Below are 23,128 nucleotides of genomic sequence, written 5' to 3'. Positions count from 1 at the left end.
ATTACCTCCCGCAGGCCAAGGTGGTTGTCAGGTATCGCACCGAGTCAACCGACCAGGCCGTCCGATCGGGCACGAAGAGGTCGACCAGTCCGTTCTGGCAGACGAAATCCTCGGCGAGGTCGAGGTTCGAGGCCAGCCACGACAAGGATCGGCGGTAGGCCGACGGCAGCGTGGACTGGCGGTACTCGTTGTCCGGTACGTTGTAGAACAGGCACTCGATGAAGTAGGACGACATGACCTTGGCCTGTTTGTCGGCCTCGATGTCCATCAGGTGGAGCCGCGCGTTCTTCACGGCTCGGACCACCTGCTTGAAGCGCCCTCCGGTTTCGGCGTCCTTCCGGTTGCCGTTCCTCAGATGCTGCTTCGGGAAGCTGATCACGGCCGTCCCGGACTTGTCTTCGAAGTAGATGCCTTCGTCGAAGGTTTCGGCACCGCTCGAGGAGAACTTCCGGTAGTGCCGGTATTCGAGGGCGGGAACGATGTCGGCCGGGATCCGGAACGGCGAGTCCCAGTCCCGGATATCGATGCACTTTCCGCCCACGGTCACGAAGTAGCTCTTCCGCAGTGCGGAGATGACGTCCTGCCGGAACTCACGCCAGCCGAACGTCGCGTCCTCGTACCGTGCGTGGAACCGTGTCTTCTCCAGCGACCCGAGATCTCTCAAGTGCTCCTCGAAGGGCAGCTTCAGCTGCACCACGAGATCGACGTCGCTGTGCGCGGGGATGTTCGTCTTGTTGGCGTAGGACCCTTGGACGACAATCTCATACGAGTACTCCCGCAAACGGGATGACCTCTTCAGCGCGTCGCTGAGCACTTGCTTCGTCCACGCCGGCCACGGCGACCCCGGCCGCTCGGACCACTCTTCTAGCTGTTCAGGACACATTTCCGCGCTCCTTTCGCGGAGCCCGAGGCGGTTCACTCCGGCCCGGGAAGAAGAGTTCGACGTGCGTTTCGGGCCGGCCCGCTCCGTCCAGCCACCGTGCCCACTTCTCCGGGTTCCCGCCGACGATCAGCAAGACTGCCGGCGCGTCGTTTCGGGTGATTTGCGCCATGGCGGCCCGATCGGTGGCGCTCGGCTCCACCCGGTGCCAGGGGTGTGAGTGCCACATGCCGAGGTAGCCGATCAGGCCCCGGCTTCGGTACCGGAGCTGCGAGGCGAACTCGCGCTGCGTCCCGGGATCCAGGAGCAATCCCTCGGCCCAGGCCGCGCTTCCCGGCGGCAGACCGCTCACCTCGGTGATCCAGACGATCTTGGCGGCGTGGTCGACCTGGCCGAGCAGAAGGCCGCCGGTTTCGCACTCCGGCCCGCGCAGTTCCCTGCTCTGCAGCACTTCCTGCCGGATGGCCGCGAAGGCGGTGGAGGCTATTCGCGTCTGGTAACCGTGGCCTGCTTCCGGCCGCACGACGTCGTTGGTCCACTGGAGCCGCTGCGCCGGCGCGCCCGGCGAGTCGCCGTTGGGAGACCGCATGACCGTCGCGTACTTCCGTGGCGTTAGGACCCCGTCCGGGACCGGTAAGCCGAGGAGCGCGAGTGCGTCGGTGAACAGCTGACCGGCGAACCCGGCCAGATCCGCGGCGGAGCCGGCGAAGGTGGGATCGGAGCACCCGGGCTCCGGCTGGAACACCTCCCCTCGGGGGACGTCCGGGAGTATATCGTCCAGCACGTCACGCAGTCCGTCGTCTTCGCCCGCTGCCAGCAGCAGCTGACGGAGGACGTCCACCCCGGCCACCCCCGACCCGGGCAACGCGAGCGTGGCGATGCCGATCTCACAGCGGCGGCTGACCATGACGGACAGCAGAGGCGGAGGGCCGGGGCGGTCCCGCCACGTCAGCTCCAGCGCCGCGGCGACGGCGCGATTGGCCGTGGCGTCGATGACCAGGTCGGCCTCGGGCAGCCCAGCTTCGCTCCGGACGAGCTTGACCGCGTCGGCGACCGAATACCCGATCGACACGTCGGGGGACGTCCGGCGCAGCCGTTCGCCGAGGACTTCGGCCTTGGGGAACCCGATGTCGTCGTACCCGTACGGCTGGCGGACGAGCAAGCCGTGGTGCACCAGCCCTGGGTCGATCAGCCGCACGTGGCGGGCGCCACCGCGCACGCAGAACTCGGCTATCGGCGCGCCAAGGGCACCACAACCCAGAACGAGCACCCGCTTGCCCCGGAGCCAGCGGGCCGGACGCCGGTGGTCACGGCGGAGCGTGCTGCCCGGACGCTGGTCTTCGACCCGCATCCACCGCACTTCGCGCTCTTCGAACCCGAAATCCGCCCACCATGCCGCGAAGTGCGCGATACGCTCCCGGATCGCCGAGTCGGGCCGCGCCCGGCTGCCCAGCAGGATCAGGCCCAGGGGCTCCGCGCCCGGCTGCTCGGCTCCGGCCGCCGCCGCGGCGGCGGCCGACACTCGGGCCCAGTTGATCAGCGAAGCGCAGGCGGACGAGTCGAGCCCCTGGCTTTTGAGCCCGGCGAGCAGCCCCTCGAGCTTCGTGGGGTAGCTGAAGCCGACCGGCCCGGGCAGCGCGACGACCGGGGCGAGAAAAGCCCGGCCGGGCTCCACGCCCCGGTGCGCCGGATCCGCTTTGAGCCATTGCGCCGCCTGCCGCAGGTCGAGCCAGCGCCTGACCTCGTACTTGCGCCGGCCCACGCTTTCGACGACCGCACCGGCCAGCCAGATCGACTCGTCGTCTTCGAGGGCCTTCGGCAGGTTCTGCCGGACGAGCAGCCGGCCCGGCGAGCCGGCCAGGTTGGTGATCGGCGGGTCCCACGGCACTTCGGGGCCGGTGATCGTGCCCGCGGCGACGTGCTCGAACCACGTCAGCAGCCGGGTGAGCACATCGGTCATGCCGACACCGGGGTCCCATTCGTACTGGGCCACGTACAGGCAGATCGACACACCCCAGACCACGTGCGGCAACCCGCCGAACCGGCGGTGCCGGAGCAACACCCGAGGTTGCTCGAGCGGGTACAGCGGGGGTACCGCGATCGTCACGCGCTCGCGCTCGAGGAGCGGAACGCTCGACCGGCCGGACGCGGCACCGCCGCAGTTGATCTCCAGCTCGATCAGGAGCCGCTCCTCGCCCGGCGTCGGCTCACCCACCCCGACGACAGCGAGATCGCCACCGGACGCCCGGGCCAGCATCAGGAGTTCGTCGAACGCCCCCGCCTGGCCCGGCGTCGGTGCGAAGGATTTGCGGGTCATGAACCGAAGACGACCGGAGCGTGCGAGAGCCCGCCTCGGTTTTCCAGTCGCAGCTTCTCGCGGCGCAGGGGATTGTCGGGCTCCGGCGGTGGTTCGACGTGCGCCGGTCCGGGGCCGGCAGGAAGGCGGGCCGGCGTCGACAACCCGAGCGCGGCCCCGATCGGCAAGGGGCTCACGCCGGCGATCTGGGTGCGCACCCGCACGAAGTCGGGCCGGTCGAGGAGCACCCGATCGGCGGCCGCCGGGGCCCGGCCGAGTTCGGCGCGCACCGCACCGCAGCCGGAGATCCGCCCGGTACCGGCGCACAACAGAATGCCCAGCCGGTGGAGCAGGCCGTCCAGTGCGTGGAGGTGCTGCCCGGCCTCGGCGTCGAAGCACCGCGTCAGCAAGTCGGAGACGAGTGCTGCGGCTAGCGCGGGCACATGGGCCAGCCGGATCACCAGCTCGGCCGTCGAGCCGGACTGGACAGCCGACCAGAACTTCTTGATCACGACCGCCAGCGAGCCGAAGACGTCACAGCTCTCCGGCCGCCAGGCCGCCGCGACGACGTCCCACTCCAACTGGCTGAAGGAGTCTTTCGGCGAGCCGGCGTCCTGCCACTCCGCGTCCACGGCGGCGTCCCTCGCCCGGGGCCGCCCGCCTGTGGCCGGTTCGCCGACGGTCAGCCCGGACGTCTTCCAGCGCGGCGTTTCCCCGTTGGGAGCGTCCCACCACACCTCGACCACCGACGCCGCTTCGTCGGCGCCGCCGCCGTCCTGAGCCGGATTGCACGTGAGACACGTGCGACCCGCCACCTGCAGCACCACGTATTCCCGCGAAACGATTTCCGCTGCGTACTCGGTGCCGCATGACGTGCACCGGCCGGCGAATCGGGCCGTCCGCCGGCGGCGGGGTTCGGTCCGCTGCGCCACCGCTGTGCGGTACGTCTTCGCCATGATCGAATCTCCCGTGTCCGGCGCGCCGAGAATCCGGACCTTACCGTGACGGGAATGCGTTGTCCGGTACGGAAAAGATTGTCCTCGAACTGTCAAGTCTTCGGCGGTTCACCGGAGCCGTCGTCGGCGAGGGGCAGGATGAGCCTCGGCAGGGTGCCGCGGCCGGCTTCCCGGGAACGGACGCGGATGTCGTCGTGGATCTGCTGCTCCACACCGGACGGCAGCTCCTCGTGCACCAGGTCGGCCAGCCGAGGCCGCAGCTGGGCGAAGTTCTCCTGAGCCGCCGCGGAGACGAGGATCCGGGCGAGCGTCCGGGGCAGCTGCGGGACCCGACGCAGCACTTCCTGCTGGACGTCGAGCGGGCTGGAGCGGAAGAGCACGCGCAGCGGGGAACGCAGCTTGTTGGCCAGCGCGTTTTCCTGCTTTTCCGACAGCTGGGCGTCGGCGGCGGCCGCGACACGCAGCAGCACCTCGACCGCGGATTCCGGCTCGCCTTGTCGCGCGAACCTGGTGATCAGGTTGCCGAGGACCGCGAAGCTGTCGACATCGGCGGGCGCGGCTGCCGCGACGGCGAACACCTCATCGAGGTCCAACTCGGCCGTCGAACCACCCCGGCACGTCAGCCTCAGCCAGGCAGAGCGGGCGATCCTGGCGACGTGCCCGGCTGGCCGCCCACCCGGTCCGGCCACGGCGGCGGAGACCGGATCCACTTCGAACAACTGCCGCAGCATCCCGTCGACCGCACCGAACCCGGCCTTCTCGTCCAGCGCCACGTCGACGGCCAGCTCGAGGATGTTTCCGCGAGCCTGCGGCACCGGGGTGGCCCGGAAGCGCGCGGCGAGCGTCGGCTGGTCCGGCGCCTCGACCGCACCGGCCCGGTAGAGGCGACGCCAGAGGCTGGCGGCCTCTTTCTGCTGCGCCCCGCTGCCGGCGAACAGCAGCTCGACGAGTTCACCGAGCGTCGCCGAGTAGCCTCGGAGCTCCGCGAGAAGTTCGACGTCCAGGTCGTTCACGACCTCCGCCAGCGGCTGCGAGGCCTGCCGGTGCACGGAAAGCTCGACGAGCAGCCGGAGCAAGTTCGGGAAGCGGCCGAGGTGGGGCACGAGGTCGTAGCTGACGTTCTGCTGCCCGATCGGCGAAAGCACGCCGGCGTCTGCTTTCACCCGCTCGAGCGCAGCCTGGGCGATGGGGTGGCCGCCGACGGCGGCCGGGATCAGCAGGACCGCCAGGCCGTCGTCGTCGAGCCAGTCGGCCACGCGTCCGGCCGGCCGGACGCCGTCGACGAGCATCGCCAGCTGCCGCGGTTCGAGCTTCGCGTCGCGGAGCGCCTGCCGGGCGGCGTGTGCCAGCCGTTGCGGGCCCTCGGCCAGGCTGTTCCCCGGCGCGGGAAGGCCGTCGAGCAGCCCGGTGATCATCGGGACGGCGGCGACGGCCGGGGCCTCGCCGCGCGCCGCGGCACGCAGCAGCGGCAGGAACAGCCAGCCGAGCGCGAACGGAGCGGCCCCACCCAGGCCGCGCAGCCGCGTCATCGTCCTCGTGACGAGCTCCCGGCCGAGGACGCCCGTCGTGATGAGCTCGGCCAGCGCCTGCAGCTGCGCGTCGGCGAGGACGTCCCGGCTGTCCCGTTCCAGGCGCGTGCAGACGTCCTCGAGCGTCATCAGCCACCAGTCGTCCGGGCTCGGCGCGAGCTCGTCGAGCCGGGTCCGCCACTCGAGGGCCTCGATGCGCCCGAGAGCCCGGCGCATTTCCGAAGCAGCCGCGTCGTGGTTTTCCTGCGAGCGCACGATCCGGCCCCGGAAGGCCGCCGCGGTGGCAGGTGATCCCAGCACCGGCCAGTTTTCGGCGACAAGTTCGACGACGCGGCAGGGCACGGCGCGATGCGTCTTCCGGTCGATCGTGGCGTCGAAAAGCGCGAGTAGCTCCTCCCCCGCCCACGCAGGGTTCGCCGGCGCGGCGGCGACCAGGACCCGGGCGAGCAGCAGCACCATCCCGGCAGGATCGTTCTTCCAGGACAGCACCACTGCGACACAGTTCAGCCGGCGCACCGCCGCGACGACGAGGGCCGGGCTGCGCGCGCTCAAGCGTTCGAGAGCTTCCAGCACCGACTTGCGCACGGACTCGTCCCGCTGCCAGACCCGTTCCAGCATCGCGATCTGCAGACCGACGTCCGCCTTGGCCACCGTCGGTATCGTCTGCGCATAGCGCCGGAGGGCAGCGGTGTCGGCGATCTCGATCAGCCGCTCGGTAGTGTCGGCGAGTGCGGGCCGGTGCGCAAGAACGCCGAGCGCGATCCGCCGAAGCAGCGGCACACCGGCTTCGGCCAGGTCGGCCAGGATCTCGGCCGCGGCCTCCGCGCAGAGCGGGTCGTCGACCGCGAGGATCAGCGCCTGCTCGGTCACCGCGCCGACGAATAGATCGTCCGCGTGCTCCCGGAGGTGTCCGGTGAGGAAGTCCAGCGCGCGGACACCATCCCGCGCCAGCAGGCCTCTGGAGGCCGCGTACTCGAACATCGTCTGGTGGAAGAACCGGACGGCGTCACCGGAGCGGGCCAGCACGCCACGGTGCGCGAGAGTCGTGACCTCGGCCCGGACGATCGACCGGTCGGCTTCGCCCCGAGGGTCCCGGCCGGCCGCCACCTCGGCGGCCGAGTGGACCAGCAATCGCTCGCCGAGCTCGACCAGCCCGGCCGCGAGCAGCGCGATCCCGGCGTTCTCGGCCGTCGAGGAGAGATCCGCACCGTCCGCGACCGCGAGCTCCCCGCGTCGGTCCGTGTGGACCCGCCGCTCCCAGTAGGTCTCGTACAGGCTCGCCACATCGTGTTCCAGCACCGGGAAGTCCGGGGTGTACAGCTCGAACAGCAGGCGCAGCTTCAGCGGGTTCAGCACGACCTCGCGAATGGTCAAGCCACGGGCGGACGCGCGGAGGATCGTGCTGACCTTCTCCTCGGGGGAACCGGGCGGTGCGTCCGGGCAGAAGACCGACACGTGCGCGGACACGGCGGCTGGCAGTTCTTCGTCGTCGTAGGGCCCCAGGACGACGGTGCGGAACGCCGCGGCGGGCAGTGTCCGTGCCTCCTCCGGGCGGGAGGTGACGACGAGTTCGGCGCCCGCGCCAGCGATCGCGTCGCAGATGTCGAGGAAGTCCTGGCGCTGCCGCTCGTCGTGGAGGAGCAGGTCGACTGTATCAACGAGATACACGGGTACGTGGCCGCGCGAGCGCGCCAGCTCGGCCGCCGCGACGAGCGCGTCGATCGTGACCCGCGGCTGGTGCCCCGCGGCGGAGGTCAGCCAGGACGAGTCGAACAGATAGGCGTCCGTCCCGGTGCCGGCGGTGAGTTCCGTGTACAACGCCCACAGGAGGCTGCTCTTGCCCTCGCCGGCTGCCCCCTGCACGAGGACCGGCTTGTCGTAACCGTCGTCCCGGAGCAGCGCGACGACCCGGGAGTGCTCGGTTCGCCGCACGTGGAGCCCGGTACTGAGCCGGTGACGGTCGCCGTCGACACCCTGACCGGCCGCAACATCGAGCTCGGTGGCCAGCCGGTCGGAGAGTAGGCGCAGGCTGTGGGCCACGGACCGGCCAGCGGCCGTCTCGAGCTCCCCGGCCTTCAGGCGAGTGCGCACCAGGGCGGCGTTCGGGTCGTCGAGCTCGTCGAAGATTTCGAAGGCTTCGAGGTACTTGAGCCGCGCTTCGCCGTCGGTGGGGTCCTGGGCGGAGAGCACGTCCCCCAGGCCCAGCAGTGTGAAGGCGAGCCCGTACCGGTCGATCGCGCGGCGAGCTGCCTCCGCCGCCCGGAACGCGGCCACGGCTTCTTCGCGCTCCCCCAGCTTCGCGAGCACGCCCGCCAGGTTGTTGACCGCCCACGCACGACCGTGCTCGTCACCCAGGTCGTCGAACGTGGCCACGGACTGCCGGGCGTGGTCCAGCGCCGCCGGCAAGTTGTCCAGGGCCAGGTGGATGCCACCCAGGAGGTTCGCGGTCCTGGCCTGGCCGTGCTGGAGCCCGGTCGACTCGAACAGCGAGAGAGCGGTGGTGGCGCACTGGAGTGCCGATTCGAGTTCGCCCGCCTCGCGGTGGGCCTGAGCGAGATGCAGGTTTGCCTCTGCCTCACCGGCCGCGTCCCCCGACTCCTGGAAGGCCGTCATCGCCTCACGAAGGGCTTGGAAAGCGTCCTCGGTCCGCCGTCGTTCCCGGTAGGCGACCCCGAGCCCGTCGCACAACCAGGCCACGGCCTCGCGTTCGCCGGTCGCCCGCGCGGCTTTCAGACCCGTTTCCTGGACCTCGATCCAGGTGGCCCACGGTTTGCGGCTGAAGAAGTACGCCGACGGGGCGAGCGCCAGCTGCCACGTAAGGTCGCGTTCGTCCTGTTCCCAGGCAGCGCGCGTCACCGCGGCGAGGTTCACGAGCTCGGTCTGGAACCACATCTCCGCAGCGGCGGCATCACCCGGCTCAGCCGGAACGGGCGCGAAGCCCGGAATCCGCGGGCGCCAGGCGTCGAGGGCCCGGTCATGGGCTTCGGCGGTCTCGAGGAACCAGCCGGCCGCGCGGCGCAGCGCGGCGTACCGTTCTTCGGCGGGTTCATCCCGATAGGCGCACTCCGCCGCGTAAGTTCGGACGAGGTCGTGAAACCGATACCGGCCGGGGCCAGCCGATTCCAGGAGGTGCGCGTCGAGCAGCGTCCGGATGCCCGCCCGGTTGCCGACGAGCACGTCCGCGGCGGCGCGCGAAAGGGTCGGCCCCGGATAGGCACCCAGCAGCCGGAACGTCCGTTGCGCCTCGGCCGGCAACGCGTCGTAGGAAAGCTTGAAGGCGGCCGCCACCGATGCCGTGGAGTCGTTCGCCTCGGTCAGGGTGCCGAGCAGCTCGGCTTCGAGCTCGGCGATGAAGTCCGCGAACTCGTCGGGCGAAGCGCCCTCCAGCCGCGCCGCCGCGATGCAGAGGGCGAGCGGGTGATACCCGCAGAGCCGGGCCAGCTTCGCGACCAGCGGACCGGCGCCGTCGTCCGCGGCGTTGTCCAGCAGGGTGATCGCGTCACCGGCCGGCAGCACGTCGAGCACGAGCCGACGCGCCCCCACCTGGGCCACCAGGCTCCGCATCTCCGATCGGCTCGTCGCCAGGACACCGCACGTGGACGAGCCGGGCACCAGGGGACGGACCTGGTCGGCGTTGCGCGCGTTGTCCAGCACCACGAGGTACCGGCGGCCGTGCAGGCAGGAGCGGTAGCGTCGGACCGCGCCGTCGAGGTCCTTGGGAATCGACGATTCCGGCACGCCAAGATCGCGCAAGAGCCCGCCGAGCACCTCAGCCGGGTCGGCCGGCGGGCCGGTCGGGTCGAAACCCCGGAGGTCGGTGTAGAGCACCCCGTCGGGGAACCGGTCAGCGACCAAGCGCGCGCACCGCGCGACGAGCGCGGTCTTGCCGATCCCCGCCACGCCGGTGACCAGGGCGAGCTTCGGCGTCCCGTCATCACCGGAGAGGATCGCGTCGAGCTCGGCCAGTTCTTTCTTACGCCCGGTGAAGCGCGCGTGCGTGGGCGGGAGCTGCTGAGGAGGCAGCACCGCCAGCTGGTGGTCGTGGATATGGAGGGCGCCGATCGAGCCGGCCTGCACCACGGTGCCCGCGGTTCCGGAAACCTCGTTCCGCACCGACGGCGGCTGCGGGTCCGGTACCGGAACGAGCGTCACCTTGGCCTCCACGACGGCCTGAAGAGACTGGCTCGGCCGCGACCACGCGAGCCCGAGGGTCGCCGCGATGAGGGCGCATTCGATGTCCAGCCCGCGACCCGCGGTGCCCAGTTCGGCGAGATGTCCGCGCAGCTCGGAAAGGGCATCCTTCGCCAACGCCAGCCGGGCGTGCTTCGCCGGATCGCTCGCGTCCGCTTCGGCGGTCAGCTTCCCGACCTGGCGCAGGGCAGGCATCAGGTCGTCGACCTGCTGACGCAGTTCGGTTCTCGACCGCAGAGTGTGCTCGCGGTCGCCCACGTACAAAGTTACCGATCTTCGCTCTTCGCTCACCACGACCACCGGCTTGCCGGTCTCCTTGGCGTACCGCGAAGCGAAGAGGTGCCGAGTCCCGCCTGCGGTCACGGCGACCTGCGACCGCGGTCGCAGGACCACGCGTTCCATGAGGATCAGTTTCAGATCCGCGGTGACCACCGTGGCATTGTCGTTGCGCGCGGCGCGCCCGATCTCCTCTGCAGTGAGCGGGAGGTCGACCCGAATGCCTCCTTCCACGAGGGCGGCGTCCTGTTCGTCATAACCCACTACGACGGTCGTGCCGTGGCCTTGTTCACGAACGAGTTCGACACCTTCGCGCAACACAGTCCCGAAGGCCAGAAGGGCACGCAGATCCGCAGGCGGCTCCTCGCTGCTGGTCACGTCACCTCCGAACCCACGGCGGGTGCCGGGATTCTATGCCACCGATCAACCGGAGCATCAAGTCTCACGTGGCTTCAACGGGCATCAGCTCGCCGTCCCCGACTGCCCGGCTCCGGCCAGCCCTTGACCATCGACACAATGCCCGCGCGGATCGACCGCTCGTCCGCGGTCAGCTGCCGGCCGTCCGGCACACCCCACCGTAGCCAGATGTCCGGATCAACATCAGAAGGCTCCGCTGCAGCTGTGCCGCCGCGACCCCGGCGCGTTCCGCAGCTCACCGCGCCCAGGTTCACGGCGAGTTCGATCGACAGGCAGGCGACGATGGTCGGTCCAAACCGTGCCGCCAGGTCGGTACACCAGAGGAGTAGCTCGAAAGAGTGACATTTTCGGCAGTCTTTCCTCGACAACGACATCGAGTCAAGACCTCTGTACAGGTCGCGTGCGTGCGACTTAAGATGATTCTAACGACCAAGACGGAGGTGGCGACCCGAACGCTGATCCACGCGGCCCGACCAGCCTGAACGCAGGTTACCGGAGCAGGGCTGCGTGTAGTTGCAGATGCTATGTCGGCAACAGACAGCCACGAGGTCCCACTCCGACCAGCGGGAAGCTCCGGACCATGGTCAGCTAGGGCATATCAGCGACAGGCGCCTTCTTCGGTCCAACCATAATGGTTTTGACACTATTTATTTTCTATCTCACAACACTCCTGTTTCACTTGATCAAAGGGGCAAGCAATAGCTACTTGAAGATCAAATTCGGGCGATTCGAATTCGAGCACAGTCAATCGACGAAAACAATCGACGAGAGCATTAAAGACGAAGAGGAATTCGGCAGACCTTCTCCGCCATCCACCCTTACCCCAACCCCGGCGGACGAGGGCGTTCATGAGCCCATTCGAAGAAAGTGATCCTTGAGAAGGCGTATTCGCATCCTCGCCTCGGCGGGCGATGCAGACATTCGGGTAGATTTGTCAACCCGACACATGATGACTGAATTGCTCGCCGCGCAGTCAACGGCTTAGGTGCGACGAACACTCGACTTCGGGACGCACCGTCAGGCACTCGGTGCATGGTCACTCAACCCTGCGCGGCCACCGCCAACACGACCGCGGCTACCTCACCCCCTACCTCGGCGGGCACGTGATCAAGGAACTGACCAACGCCCACGTCCAGGCAATGTTCACCACGATCATCCACACCCACGGCGCCGCCAGCCGACCAGTCACCGCAGGAATGCTGCAGCGCATCAAAGCCGCACCCACCGCCTCTAAGGGGAGCAGTCTCAAAGACCCGGGAATCAGTCATATGCCGCTTTCGTCGACGACATCAGCTCGATTCCGCCCCAAGCCAGAAATAAACCTGACGTCGGGTGAACCTAACGTGCCCCAACCACTGAAGTCACGCACAATGTCGCGGACCGAGCCCATAGTGACCGGTGTCCATGCCTCGGCGCTAGTTGCGAACAGTAGTCGGTCGGCGCGCAGCCACGCCGCCACGCGACACTTTTTCTCCACCTCCAACTTGGCTTCTCGACCGGTCAATTCACTACCGCTTTTGCATTCGGCGACGGTAAGGACATCGTCAGCGTACGAAATCAGATCTACTTCGACCTGTGGTTTGCCCCCGTCGAGGAACATGACCTCGTCGACGTCGACGAACGTTTTGCGCTGGTCCTTCTGCGTCGTCCGCAGGTATGCCGACAACAGGGCAGACACCTCACCATGCTCGGCCAGGACATGCCGACCCACCGGGTGCAGGTCGTAGAACCAAGTCGGTTCGCTCACGGGGAGCTTCCACGCGGCCTGGTCAAGGTCGTTCAACGCGTCACAGCGGACGCACCGCCAGCGCTGGCCGAGCCGATCGATGGTCTGAAACTGCTTCTGCTGGCACGTCGAACACAGAAGCACCAGCCCGCGGCGCAGAACCCCGGCCCGGAGAACGGCATCCACCCGGCTACGCACGTCGGCTTCATCGAGGCCGGCGACGCGCGCGCACATTCCGGCGAAGGTCAACACACCCTCCCTTGACGACAATGACACGCCGTCACCGTCCGGGTACGCCACCTTGCTTGTCGAACTGGTCGCCAACATGCCGCGGAGCGCCGGCAACAGAACTCCACCGAACACATCGACGTACTGCTCGCGCCCTCCGAGCATGTCCGCTAGCAGTCCCGTGCGCAGACCCGCTTCACTCGGCCTCGCTACAAGATCGCGTTCCGCCGCCTTGGCTCTGATCCATGCGGCGAGGCTCAACTCGCGGAGTGCGACTCGGGCAAGGGTGTTTTCCGGCCTGGTCCCGCGCGTGACGAAGTCATTCCGCCGTGACTGGTAGGTCATGCCGTGGCGGCTGCTTCTTGCCCATGTGGACATAAAAGCCGGGCGGTTACCGAACAGCTCGATGCTGTCCAAACCGCGTCGACGCACAGCGCGGCTGTCCTCCCAGTGCACGTCGACGTGCCACTGCAGATCTTCCTGAGCCGCCAAATCGGCACTCACGAGCACCGGAGCAGGAAGCGGTGCCGCCATTCGACGAGTACCGTCCTCCGCGACGGATATCGGCACGGTCACCTGGCTGTCCCACTGGTCTTCCACGGCCAGACTCACGATCGGCTGCTGCTGCCACGGCAACTTCGGACTGAGGATGACATCGAGCCCCGGATCCTGCTGCCCGGGGATCTTGATCTGATTCGCCTCAACGACGCGGTCGCGCGTGACCTCGAGTTCCTTTTCCGATCGCGAGATCGACGTGATCGCCAGGCGGTTGGAGTTTCGAGCGAGATCACGTGCGATCCGTGCAATACGGTGCCCGAGACGCCACCGTGCGGTGCCCTCACCGTCAAGCAACGACGATGGCAGCCAGAATCCTGTGCCGAAGGTCAGCTGCCAGAGGCGGGCCAGCGCAAAGTCCTCGGCGCTGTCGCCGACGACCAAGAGCCCGGTGCGGTGGATATCAAAGCCGGTATGAACCTCGACGAGATGCGTCTTGGATCGAGTGTGGGCGGTCGGCATCGTCTTGGTGTCCATGCCGACTGCCACGCCGGGATGCCACACCAACTCGTCGGGCGCTGAGCAACTCGGGTCGTCGAGCAGCCAACCCACCAGCTGCTCCCGAAGAGCATCACCAAGCACAGGTTCTTCAGCATTGTGCTCTGGTGGTGCGGCGACACCAGCATGATTTGCCACGGCAGCACCGAGCACACCTCCCCAATGCGCGGGACAGGCAAGGACAGATGCATGCCATGTCTCCGACATATTTACAACGTTCGGGAAATGGCCGGTCGGCTCGTCGCCCAGGTACTCGACGCTCTCGTACCATCCACCTCCCCGGCGAGATGCGTAGGGAGAGCACACGGAAACGATCTGTTCACGTGCTGCGTGATCGTCGGAGCTCGGCACAGCATCGTCCAGCACCATGCTGAGCATCCGCTCTCGTTCGTCGCCTGAGAGAGGTTCGCCGTCATCTCCAGAGACCGTGAACCAGCCCGGACGAAGATTTTCTACGTCGTCCACGGTTGGGCTGTAAGTCACGACGAAATCTGGGTCATATGCCTCGCATGCGCGCAGCAGTACGGCGTCGACCTGACCACCACGGTGCGGTACGACCGCGAAGCCAGCACCACCCCAGGCCCTGTCCGCGCGATACAGAGCGCGACGCACCCAGTAACTCCAATGCTGACCACCGTCGACGACAATAACGACTCGCGGAGGACGCAAGGTCGTACGTACAGAGGTGTACGACAGGATCTCGGTCGATGCCACCGCACGATTGAACCATGCGGCATCTGGTTCGAGCCGCTACCCGATCGGTGCGTCGCACTCTCCAAGTCGGATCATCCGATCGATGTACATCACGTCCGCTATGAACCCTTCGTCATTGCCGGATCGAGCACCCACTACCAAGCGCCGGCTCGTCGGATTACGCGTTCTCGACCACGTGCCACGCGAACTCCCGCGATATCGGCGCTCACGAACATCTCGTCCTCGCCCGCACGTAATGCTCCAGTGCGTAACGGACTGCAGGTCCGCAGCCGTCTGTGCTGCGAACTCGACCAGACCGATGCGTTGCTGCGCGACACGGCGGCACTGACAATGCAGGCATGACCTACATTGCACTGCCGGACGGCCGGACGTTGCACATCGAGATCACCGGGCCGCCTTCGGGGTTGCCCATGATCTTTCACCACGGTACACCCGGATCCGTACGCCGGTTCACCGGTTTCCAGCACACGGTGCACGAGCATGGCCTCCGCCTGGTGCGGTATTCGCGCGCCGGTTACGGTCAGTCCAGTAGATTGCCCGGCCGCGCGATCGCCGATGTCGCGTCGGATATCTCCGCAATCCTCGATCACCTCGGCGCACCACGTTGCCTCGTCGCGGGCCGATCCGGAGGCGGCCCACATTGCCTGGCCACCGCCGCACTGTTGCCCGAGCGAGTGGCTGGCGCACTCGTGATTGCCGGGCTCGCCCCGTGTGGCGTGGCCGGTCTTGACTTTCTCGACGGAATGGGTGAACTGAACATTGAGCTGTTCGGCCGAGCCTTATGCGGTGAGCCCGAACTTCGCCCGGCACTGGAATCCCGAGCCCACAGCCTTGGCGCTAACGACAGTGCGGCGATCATGCAGGAATGGCGCACTCTGCTCCCGGACGTTGACCGCGCAGTCCTAACCGGCGAGTACGCCGCGGACCTGGCCGCTAACTACGCCGAAGGTCTGCACCCAGGCGTCGATGGCTGGGTGGACGACGACCTGGCCTTCGTAAGCCCGTGGGGATTTTCCGTGACCGACATAGCCGTCCCCACCTTCATCTGGCACGGCACCGAAGACCTATTCGTTCCCTTCCGAAACGGCGAATGGCTGGCCCGTCACATTCCGGGTGCCACAGCCCACCTTCTCGACGGCGAAGGCCACCTGTCTTTTGCCATCGGCGCTCTCGACATGATGCTGACCGAACTGGCCGCGGCCTGGTAACTCCCCGCCCTGTTCCGGACGGCATGAACAGCCATGCGACGGTGTCCACCTCCTTCTGGACCACCCGGACCGCTCGGCAAGTCACGGCCGCCGACGGCACGAACCGGCGTACGACGTCTCGCACCGGCTCGAAGAGGAGAACCGCTACGTCCTTACCGCCACCACGGGCGGTGGCGCTGGGCTGCCACCACGCCGGCGGGCTCGACGAGTTCGGCGACGCGGGCGGCGATGTGCTTGATGTGCTCGTGGACCCACAACGCGCAGGCGAGGTCGCGCACCGAGGCACCCGGCTGCTCGAGGAGCTCCGGGAACGTGGGCGGGGCGAGCATCGGCACGTCGCCGTGGTCGGTGCGGTCGAGGCGGGACGCCAGATGGTTGTACCAGGCGGCGAGCTGGCCCGCCTGCTCGCCGAGGAGCAGGCGGAACGGGTCGGGTTCGACGTGGGGGTTCGGGAGCCCGGCCAGCGAGTGCGCGGTCAGCAGGACACCGACGGTGCCCGTGACCAGCCGCCACAGCAGAGGTTTGGGGACCGGCGCAGCGCGGGTCGCCGCGGCAGGCTTCCGGAGCCGACGCGCCGCCGAAGGAGCGTCCGACGTGGATGGTCCGGGTCGGGTCGGCGCGGCCGGCGAACCGACCTGGGCCGCGACCAGCCGGTCTCTGGCCGACTGGGCCGCTCCTGCGTGCAGGTCGTCGGCGTCGGACTCGGGATGTGCCCGCTTCGCCGCTCCTGGCTCGGCGGCATGGTGATGCCGAAGAGGTGAATGCTGGCAGTGTTCGATCGGACGATCGTGGCTCTGCACCGTCGCCTTGATGGCGAGACCGAGGACGAACTCACCCGTGGCACGCACTACCCGACCCGATGGGATCCGTTCGTCCACGACTACATGACCTTGGCCGACATGTACCGGTTCCGACGCAGCACTTCGATTTCCACCGCCACCAGCTGACGTTCGGCTAGCAACGGTGGCGCGGGCGGCTTCCCTGGACCGCCCGCGTCCCGTGCTCAGGAACAGCAGCCTTCCGGCTGCGTGGCCTTGTCGACCTGGCCGATTTCCGCGTCGAGGTGCAGCACGCGGCCAGGGTGGCGAATGCCGCGCTGTCAGTGCCGAAGGCTGAGGAGCGGAACCTGCCGGGCTGAACGGTCCCGCTTGTCGACGAGCAGCGGCGCAGGCGAGCTCCGCCAGCAGGGCGCACTACCGCTGCGACAGAAAGTGCCCTTGACCTGGGAATTTTCATTCTGGCGAGGTCGATCGTCTACTCGGTACACGGCACCGAAACCGAGGAGGAGAACGATGCCGAACACCAATGTCCCGCAGGGACAGAACGTGGAGCAGGCCGGCCACGGCGGCGGCAACCACCCGTTCCACGTGATCGTCCGGACGCTGGCGGGTCACCAGGTGCGGGAGACGGTCAAGCCGGACGACAAGGTCGCCGACCTCACCCGCAAAGCGGTGAAGTACTTCGTCAACAAGGGCGAGCTCGTCGACGGCGAGTACGCCCTGACCCTGCCCCGCGGCGGCGAAGGAGAGCTCGACCCCACGTCGACCCTCCAGCACGCGGGCGTGCGCGAGGACAACGTGCTCGTGCTGATCAACCGCAAGCCGCAGGTCGACGGCTGATGGCCCTGCACCCCCGGGTGCTGGCCGACCTGCTCGACATCGAGGTCGAGCAGGCGCGGGCACGGCTGGGCCCTCGCGCCGGAGACCTCCGCCGCGAGGGTTCCAGCCTGCTGATGACGCTGCGACCGCCCGCCGGCGGTACGTGGACGTTGCGGTTGGACGGCTCCCGGTACGACGCGGAGCCGTTCGACGTCGCCCTCGTCGACGACGCGGGCGACGTGCTTCCGCTCGACCAGTGGATCCCTGGGTTCGCCCACGGCATCCACAGCAGCCTCGGCGTGCCCTGGGTCTGCATCAGCGGAACCCGGGCTTACTACGCCCACGAGAGCCACTACGGAGAAAGGTGGGACGCGGTGCGATACGCACTCCGAGCGGACAGCCTCCTGGACCGCCTCCTGACCAAGGTGGGGCCATGAGCCCCTTGGCCCTGCCGGCGCAATTGCTGGCCGACGCGCGGATGTTCTTCGAAGATCGCGGAGCCCGCGGTCACGAGGGCACCGCCATGATCAAAAGCGGCCCGAACGGCGCGGCACTCGTCATTCCGCAGCAGCGGCCGTGGCGGGGCACCGGCGGCGGCGTCTCCGTGGAGGTCACCCGGGCCGGGCAGATCGACCTGGCCTTGGCCCTCGAACCCGGAGAGCTCTACGTCGCCCGGATCCACTCCCACCCGGCAGAGGCATTCCACTCACCTGCCGACGACGCGAACCCCGTCCTGACCCACGAAGGCGCACTTTCCATCGTCGCTCCGTTCTTCGGGCTCGGGTTGCGCCTCGGCCTCGACGCGTGTGCAGTCCTGCGCCGCGAAGGCGATCAGTGGCGGTCCCTGCCCCCAGGCAGCGAACGGAACCTTCACCTCCGCACGGACCCGGAGGTGAGGTCTGATGACTGACCCGCGCCTGAGGCTCCTCGGCACCGCCGACGAGGCGGCCGCGGCCGAGCTCCTGGGTGCTTTGGACGACGTGCGGGTGGTGATCCGCGCCGGGACGGACGTGACTGACGGGGCGGCCACCGCGCTGGCGGCGTTCACCGGCATGGCGGCTCGCCTGTTCGGCGACGTTGCCTTCGCGCACCGGGTCGCCTTGCCACCCAACTGGTGGGGCGCCTGTGACAGCGCCGCCCTGTTGACCGCCCTGGCCTCCGTACGCCCTCATCCCAAGCACGCGGCGCAGCGGACCCTCGTGGTCACCTTCGGCATCCAGGTGGAGGCCGGCGACCTCGGCGTGGGCGGCGACGACTACACCGTCCGCCTCGGCCTGACTCCGCAGCCCGTGGGGGCCGTGACGACCCACGCGCTCGGCGTGCACGCGGCGGCGTGCCTGGCAGTGAGCCAGCTCCTGATCCGTGTGCTTGGCCCCCTCGGGTTTTCGGGCGTTGCGGTGGACGCGCCGTACGTGGCGAACTTGATCGACTACGGGTTGGCCGCGGCGCCGGGGACACCTGCGCGCCGGCCGGTCCGCGGTCGCCTGAAGCTGGCCGTCGCGGGAGTCGGCTCGGTGGGCACGAGCAGCCTCGCCCTGCTCGCGACGGCGTTCGCTCCGCAGCTCACCGGGAGGCTGAGCACGGATGCGCTCGAGGAGATCCCGGTCATCGACTCCGACATCTTCGACCCGACGCGAAACCCTTTCCGCTATCCGGCGCTCCTCGGGACCGAGAGCGGGCCGAAGGCCGACTACATGGCCTCGAAGCTCACGAAGCTCGGCCTGGGCGCGCGTCCGGTCTCCACGAGCGTCGCCGACTGGGTCGTCAGCCGGGAAACCCCGGGCTTCGACGGGCTGGTGTTGTCGTCAGTCGACACCCTCACGGGCCGGTTGGAGGTAACCGACGTGCTGGCCCGGTCGGCGTTGTCCCTCGGCGTGTCCGGTCTCTCCCTGCACGCCCAGCGGGAAGGGTTCGGCGACGGGTTCGCGTGTCCGTTCTGCGACTTCGTCAGCGCCCAGCCTCCAGCCACCCAGGCGGGCGTCTACGCCGAGACCACCGGATTGTCCGTCCAGCGGGTGCTCGCGCTGCTCCAGGACGGGGCTCAGCTGACCGCCGCGGACATCGACCAGGCGATCGCGGCGGGCAAGCTGCCCGCACATCGGCGGGACGCGCTCGTCGGCCGGTCGATCAACGACCTGGTCCGTCAGGCGTATGCCGAAGCCGAGGTCCGCATGGGCGCTGCTGGCGGCGGTGAGGAGGTGGTCGCCGTGGCCGCGCCGCAGGTGTCCTGGTTCGCCGGCGTGCTGGCGGCGGCGGAGATCGTGAAACAGATTCACGGTCTACCGGTGCTGGCGGGCCGGGTAGACGTCGACCTCAGTGGACTGCCGCCCGGGCTGGTCCGCCGAGTGCCGGCCGACCGCACGGGCCGGTGCTTGTGCCGCTCGGGAACCCGGCGCCGGTGGTACCAGCAGTTGTACGGCGTTCAGGTACCGGTCGAGGTCACGCACGGTGCGTCATGACCCCCCTTACCGCCGTTCGGCGCATACTGCTGCTGTGAGCGCCGGTCAGGAAGCGGGTGAGGCGCCGGGGTCAACCGACGGCCCGGCGGCCGACCCCGGCGCGCTCTACGCGCGCTACCACGGGACCCTGAAAAGGTACGCAGAGGGAAAGCTTCCCCCCAGGCTGCGGAGTGAAGCCGGCACGGCCCTCAGCATCGTCTTCGAGCGGCTGGTGAACTACCGCAAGGAGGGCCGGATGCCCCGGCCGTCCAATTGGGAGGCCTACTTGCACGTCGCGGTCGGCAACGCCTGCAAGACCCTGGCGATGGCGCGGCAGCACGAGGAGGTCGACGACGGTGATCCGCGAATTCACCGCGACGCACCGCACGACCCGACTGGCGACGCCGTCCTCGAGCGAGATGAGGACCTCGAACAGGCGGAGCGCGCAGACCGCGCCAAGGCTGCACTGGAGGCACTCGACGAGCGGTCCCGTGCGATCGTCATCGCCAAGCAGGCCCACCGCCGGACCAACAAAGACATCGGCGAAGAGCTGCACATGACCGGCCAACGAGTGAGCCAGCTGCACAAGGAAGCACTGAAGCGGCTCAAGGAGGAGGTGAATCGTCCGCGTGACCGGCAACCCTGATGACGGTTCCAGGCAACGCACCGACGACGGCCGAGCTCCGGACATGCACGACGAAGTGGCTCCCTGGCTCGACGCCGTGAACGTCGCCGCCGAACTCGCCGCGGAAGAGCAGGAACGAACCGGACCTCCGACTCGCGAGCCCGTCAGGCACGACGACCCGGTCGCTCTGATGCTCGGCCTCGTGCCCGATCCGGGCGTACTCGTCGACGGCCGCAAACTCGCGGCCGCGCGCAAACGGTCGCAACTGGACCTCCGTCAACTCGTCGCCCGCATCAACGCTCGCGGATGGGACGTGACCATGCAGGAAGCGTTCAAATGGGAGCTCGGCCGTCCCGCCCTGGCCCCCGCACTCATCACCGCGATCGCCGAAGAGCTATCCGTCGGAGACGATGCACTTCTCACCGCGGCACAGCCAACCGGTGGCATCGACGACCTCTTCGACGACCAGCAAATCCAAACTTTCCTCTCGGACTGGGCAGCCGAGGCCGGCGTCCAGCCTGCGGAGCTCCGCCAGCGCGCCACGTCCACGTTGGCCGGCGCCGCCCATAGGAACCGCACCGGTGGCTCGGTCGAAGCTCTGCTTGCCGTCCTCCGGCAGTTTCGGTCGATCCCCGGCTTTTTGGACAGATCATGACCAGAAGGAGCCAGGCCACCAGGTTGGTGCGGGCACTCCCCGCACCACTTCGAGAAGCACTTCGCCAGGCGCCTTTCGAAGCGATGACCGGGACCGGTCTCACCGTTCGCGCAGTCGAGCAGTTGACTTCTCGCCGTGGCGCCCACGGGATGTGCGACGGGATGTCGTTCAGCGAGCACAACACCGTGCTCTACTCGCCCACGGACTCACGTCGCGAGAACTTCACCCTCCTGCACGAGTACGGGCACATACTGGTGCTTCAGGACGAGGAAGCTCTGAACTGGGTCGCCGATCAGGAAGAACCGGCCGTCGAGGTCGAGAAACTCTGCGATGAATTCGCCGCCATGCTCCTCGTGCCAGACGAAGTCCTGAACACGATCGTCGGCAAAGGGCCGATCACCGGGCAGCACCTGCTCGAGCTATTCAAGAAGACTGAGGCCAGTCAAATCGTATGCGCCATCGCGCTGGCCCGCCGTCTCACCTGCACAGGCGCAGTCGTCATCACTGACCGCGCCACCCAAAAGGTCGTCCACGCCCGGTTGGTCGACCGCCCGGCGGTCTACCCCACTTCCGGCCAAGGTGTCCCCAGCGACCACCCTTTAGCCCGGCTGCAACCCGGTCAGCAGCTGGTCCGCAAGTCGTTCTGGTCCACCCCGTGGGGTACTCGGAACACCTTCTACCTGAACGCCGCAGCATCTCCGAAGCGCACGTACGCTGTTCTCGCCGAAATCGACCTCTGGAATGTCGACAAGCTCCACCTGACTGGCCCGGAACACCAGCGAATCGAACAGCCAAGGACCACTTTTACCTGCCGATGCGGCTTCGCCGGCGGCACAACGGGATTTCCCTGCCCCGACTGCGGGAAGCCATTCTGTCCAAGATGCGGGCAATGCGACTGCCAGCGACGACAGTCCTTGACCGGAACCTGCAAGGAATGCTTCGCGCAATCTCCTAAGAATGCCCTTAAGAACGACGTCTGCAGCAACTGCCGATAACGCACTCCGTTTCATTCGCGGACATGACATTCTGCGATTCCATTTGCAGAGTCATACACAGTTCTCTCGAAGCCGCCGCCCAGGCCTGGCCGCCCGCCCCCTCTCCGCGACGAACGGCTTGATCGCCGTGCGGCTCTTGGACTTGTCCAGCGTCGCCCAGACGATCACCGCGTCCGCGCGCTCGCCCGACATCACGAAGATCCTTTCGCCGCCCTCCCGGCGAGCCGGGTCAGCGCGGATAGACCCCAGCCCATCGCGTCCCATTTCCCTGGCACAGCCATGCGACCCCTCCATCCGCTACCTACTCGACAGTAGATTAACTCGGGAGTCAGGTTCGCGCGCCAGTGCGGGGTCGGTCATGGGTGCGCGGTGTGCAGTTTCCGGTGCCACTCGCCGAACCGCAGCCGTTCGAAGGTGATGAGCCCGAGCACCAGCGCGGCGGCGACCACCAGCAGCGCGGCGGCCGGCACGTGCTCCAGCAGCGGCGTCGCCGCGACCAGCAGGACGCCGAGGACGAGCCGCTGGACGTTCCAGCTGCCGAGGTTGCGCTTGCGCAGCGCGCTGAGCGCGATCAGGTAGAGGGCGAGGCCGCCGGTCAGCGTCCAGATCGGCACGCCGTGCAGCGCTTCGCCGGGCGTGTGGTGCTCGGTGTCGGCGATGTAGAGGAAGGCCTTCTTCAGCCCGAGGGCGACCAGCACGATCCCGGCGATCAGCGGCAGGTGCAGGAAGGTGTAGGAGTCGGTGGCGAGCTTGGTGCGCTCGGTGCCGGTGGCCTGGGTGAGCCGGTGCTCGGAGACCCGCGCGACGACGTCGAAGTAGGTCCACCACATCCCGGCGGCCAGCCCCAGCCCGCACACGGCCGCACCCGCGACCAGCCACGACATGGGCAGCGCCCCGATCCCGATCCCGATGGCGACGATCGACTCACCGAGCGCGATGATCACGATGAGCCCGAACCGCTCGGCGAAGTGCGCGGGCGAGTTCAACCGCCACCCGTCCGGCCCGGTGAGGTAGACGTTGAGGTAGTCGACCAGCAGCGCGACGACCCACAGCCCCAGCTGCCACGGCCCGCCGAGGAAGGCGGCCACACCCAGCAGCACGACACTGGGCAGCAGCCCGACGAACATCTTGAGCAGCACCCGCCGCAGTCCCGGATCGTCCTTCGCCGCGCCCAGGTAGGCAACGAGGTGAAGAAGCCGAACGAGCGCGTAACAGACGACGAAGAGAGCGGGCGCGTACAGGCCGCCAGGGTGGTCGACGAAGGCTTCCGGGATGGTCAGCGACACCAGGAACATCACGGCCATCGCGCCGAACATGGCCAGCCGCGCGATCCCGTGGTCGAC

16 protein-coding genes are annotated in these 23,128 nt (G+C 68.1%); 8 read left to right on the top strand and 8 right to left on the bottom strand.

The genetic code is table 11. From position 1 onward, the window contains the following. Window position 1: 1 nt before the first annotated feature. From ABZX11_RS41715 to ABZX11_RS41695, 5 genes are all read right to left on the bottom strand, one after another. Window positions 2-883, bottom strand: coding sequence for a nucleotidyltransferase (locus tag ABZX11_RS41715; RefSeq protein WP_354923967.1), 882 nt, complete (start codon window positions 881-883; stop codon window positions 2-4). Continuing rightward, window positions 873-3,197 carry a ThiF family adenylyltransferase gene (locus tag ABZX11_RS41710; protein ID WP_354923965.1) on the bottom strand — a complete coding sequence of 775 codons (2,325 nt, stop codon included), beginning with the start codon at window positions 3,195-3,197 and terminating at the stop codon, window positions 873-875. The genes ABZX11_RS41715 and ABZX11_RS41710 overlap by 11 nt, the downstream gene beginning before the upstream one ends. Beyond that, window positions 3,194-4,132, bottom strand: coding sequence for a hypothetical protein (locus tag ABZX11_RS41705; RefSeq protein ID WP_354923963.1), 939 nt, complete (start codon window positions 4,130-4,132; stop codon window positions 3,194-3,196). Before ABZX11_RS41705 ends, ABZX11_RS41710 begins: the two co-directional genes overlap by 4 nt. 92 nt (window positions 4,133-4,224) lie before the next feature. After that, complete coding sequence (locus ABZX11_RS41700) at window positions 4,225-10,449, bottom strand: tetratricopeptide repeat protein (RefSeq protein WP_354924034.1); 6,225 nt, start codon at window positions 10,447-10,449, stop codon at window positions 4,225-4,227. A gap of 1,360 nt (window positions 10,450-11,809) precedes the next feature. Further along, window positions 11,810-14,266, bottom strand: a complete 2,457-nt coding sequence (locus tag ABZX11_RS41695) for a hypothetical protein (protein WP_354923961.1) — start codon at window positions 14,264-14,266, stop codon at window positions 11,810-11,812. Window positions 14,267-14,604: 338 nt separating this feature from the next. On the opposite strand from ABZX11_RS41695, the gene ABZX11_RS41690 reads away from it, so the two are divergent. Continuing rightward, the gene (locus ABZX11_RS41690) at window positions 14,605-15,474 is read left to right on the top strand and encodes an alpha/beta hydrolase (protein ID WP_354923959.1); all 870 of its coding nucleotides are present in this window, start codon (window positions 14,605-14,607) and stop codon (window positions 15,472-15,474) included. A 152-nt stretch (window positions 15,475-15,626) separates the two neighbouring features. Here ABZX11_RS41690 and ABZX11_RS41685 read toward each other — a convergent pair whose 3' ends face one another. Then, on the bottom strand, window positions 15,627-16,322 hold the full coding sequence (locus tag ABZX11_RS41685) for a hypothetical protein (protein ID WP_354923957.1): 696 nt from the start codon (window positions 16,320-16,322) through the stop codon (window positions 15,627-15,629). Between the two features lie 444 nt (window positions 16,323-16,766). On the opposite strand from ABZX11_RS41685, the gene ABZX11_RS41680 reads away from it, so the two are divergent. From ABZX11_RS41680 to ABZX11_RS41650, 7 genes are all read left to right on the top strand, one after another. Then, complete coding sequence (locus ABZX11_RS41680; protein WP_354923955.1) at window positions 16,767-17,093, top strand: hypothetical protein; 327 nt, start codon at window positions 16,767-16,769, stop codon at window positions 17,091-17,093. Continuing rightward, a complete protein-coding gene (locus tag ABZX11_RS41675) occupies window positions 17,093-17,509 on the top strand; it encodes a hypothetical protein (protein WP_354923953.1) in 417 nt (138 codons plus the stop codon). The genes ABZX11_RS41680 and ABZX11_RS41675 overlap by 1 nt, the downstream gene beginning before the upstream one ends. Further along, a complete protein-coding gene (locus tag ABZX11_RS41670; RefSeq protein WP_354923951.1) occupies window positions 17,506-17,982 on the top strand; it encodes a hypothetical protein in 477 nt (158 codons plus the stop codon). The genes ABZX11_RS41675 and ABZX11_RS41670 overlap by 4 nt, the downstream gene beginning before the upstream one ends. A gap of 76 nt (window positions 17,983-18,058) precedes the next feature. Continuing rightward, window positions 18,059-19,531, top strand: coding sequence for a hypothetical protein (locus ABZX11_RS41665; RefSeq protein ID WP_354923949.1), 1,473 nt, complete (start codon window positions 18,059-18,061; stop codon window positions 19,529-19,531). Window positions 19,532-19,565: 34 nt separating this feature from the next. Then, window positions 19,566-20,156 carry a sigma-70 family RNA polymerase sigma factor gene (locus tag ABZX11_RS41660; RefSeq protein WP_354923947.1) on the top strand — a complete coding sequence of 197 codons (591 nt, stop codon included), beginning with the start codon at window positions 19,566-19,568 and terminating at the stop codon, window positions 20,154-20,156. After that, entirely contained in the window at window positions 20,140-20,790 is a 651-nt protein-coding gene (locus ABZX11_RS41655) for a hypothetical protein (protein WP_354923945.1), read from the top strand. Before ABZX11_RS41660 ends, ABZX11_RS41655 begins: the two co-directional genes overlap by 17 nt. Then, complete coding sequence (locus ABZX11_RS41650) at window positions 20,787-21,785, top strand: ImmA/IrrE family metallo-endopeptidase (RefSeq protein WP_354923943.1); 999 nt, start codon at window positions 20,787-20,789, stop codon at window positions 21,783-21,785. The genes ABZX11_RS41655 and ABZX11_RS41650 overlap by 4 nt, the downstream gene beginning before the upstream one ends. 51 nt (window positions 21,786-21,836) lie before the next feature. On the opposite strand, the gene ABZX11_RS41645 is transcribed toward ABZX11_RS41650, so the two are convergent. Together ABZX11_RS41645 and ABZX11_RS41640 are read right to left on the bottom strand one after the other, a co-directional pair. Beyond that, window positions 21,837-21,977 (bottom strand): hypothetical protein, encoded by a 141-nt coding sequence (locus tag ABZX11_RS41645; protein ID WP_354924038.1) that lies wholly within the window; start codon window positions 21,975-21,977, stop codon window positions 21,837-21,839. A 164-nt stretch (window positions 21,978-22,141) separates the two neighbouring features. Continuing rightward, window positions 22,142-23,128 (bottom strand): low temperature requirement protein A (locus tag ABZX11_RS41640; protein WP_354923941.1); only part of this gene is annotated, 987 nt, incomplete at its 5' end.

Origin of the sequence: Amycolatopsis sp. NPDC004169, assembly GCF_040610315.1 — a bacterium.
GTDB lineage: Bacteria > Actinomycetota > Actinomycetes > Mycobacteriales > Pseudonocardiaceae > Amycolatopsis.
The sequence above is the reverse complement of the archived record's forward strand: the minus strand, read 5'-3'. Positions and strand labels throughout refer to the sequence as shown.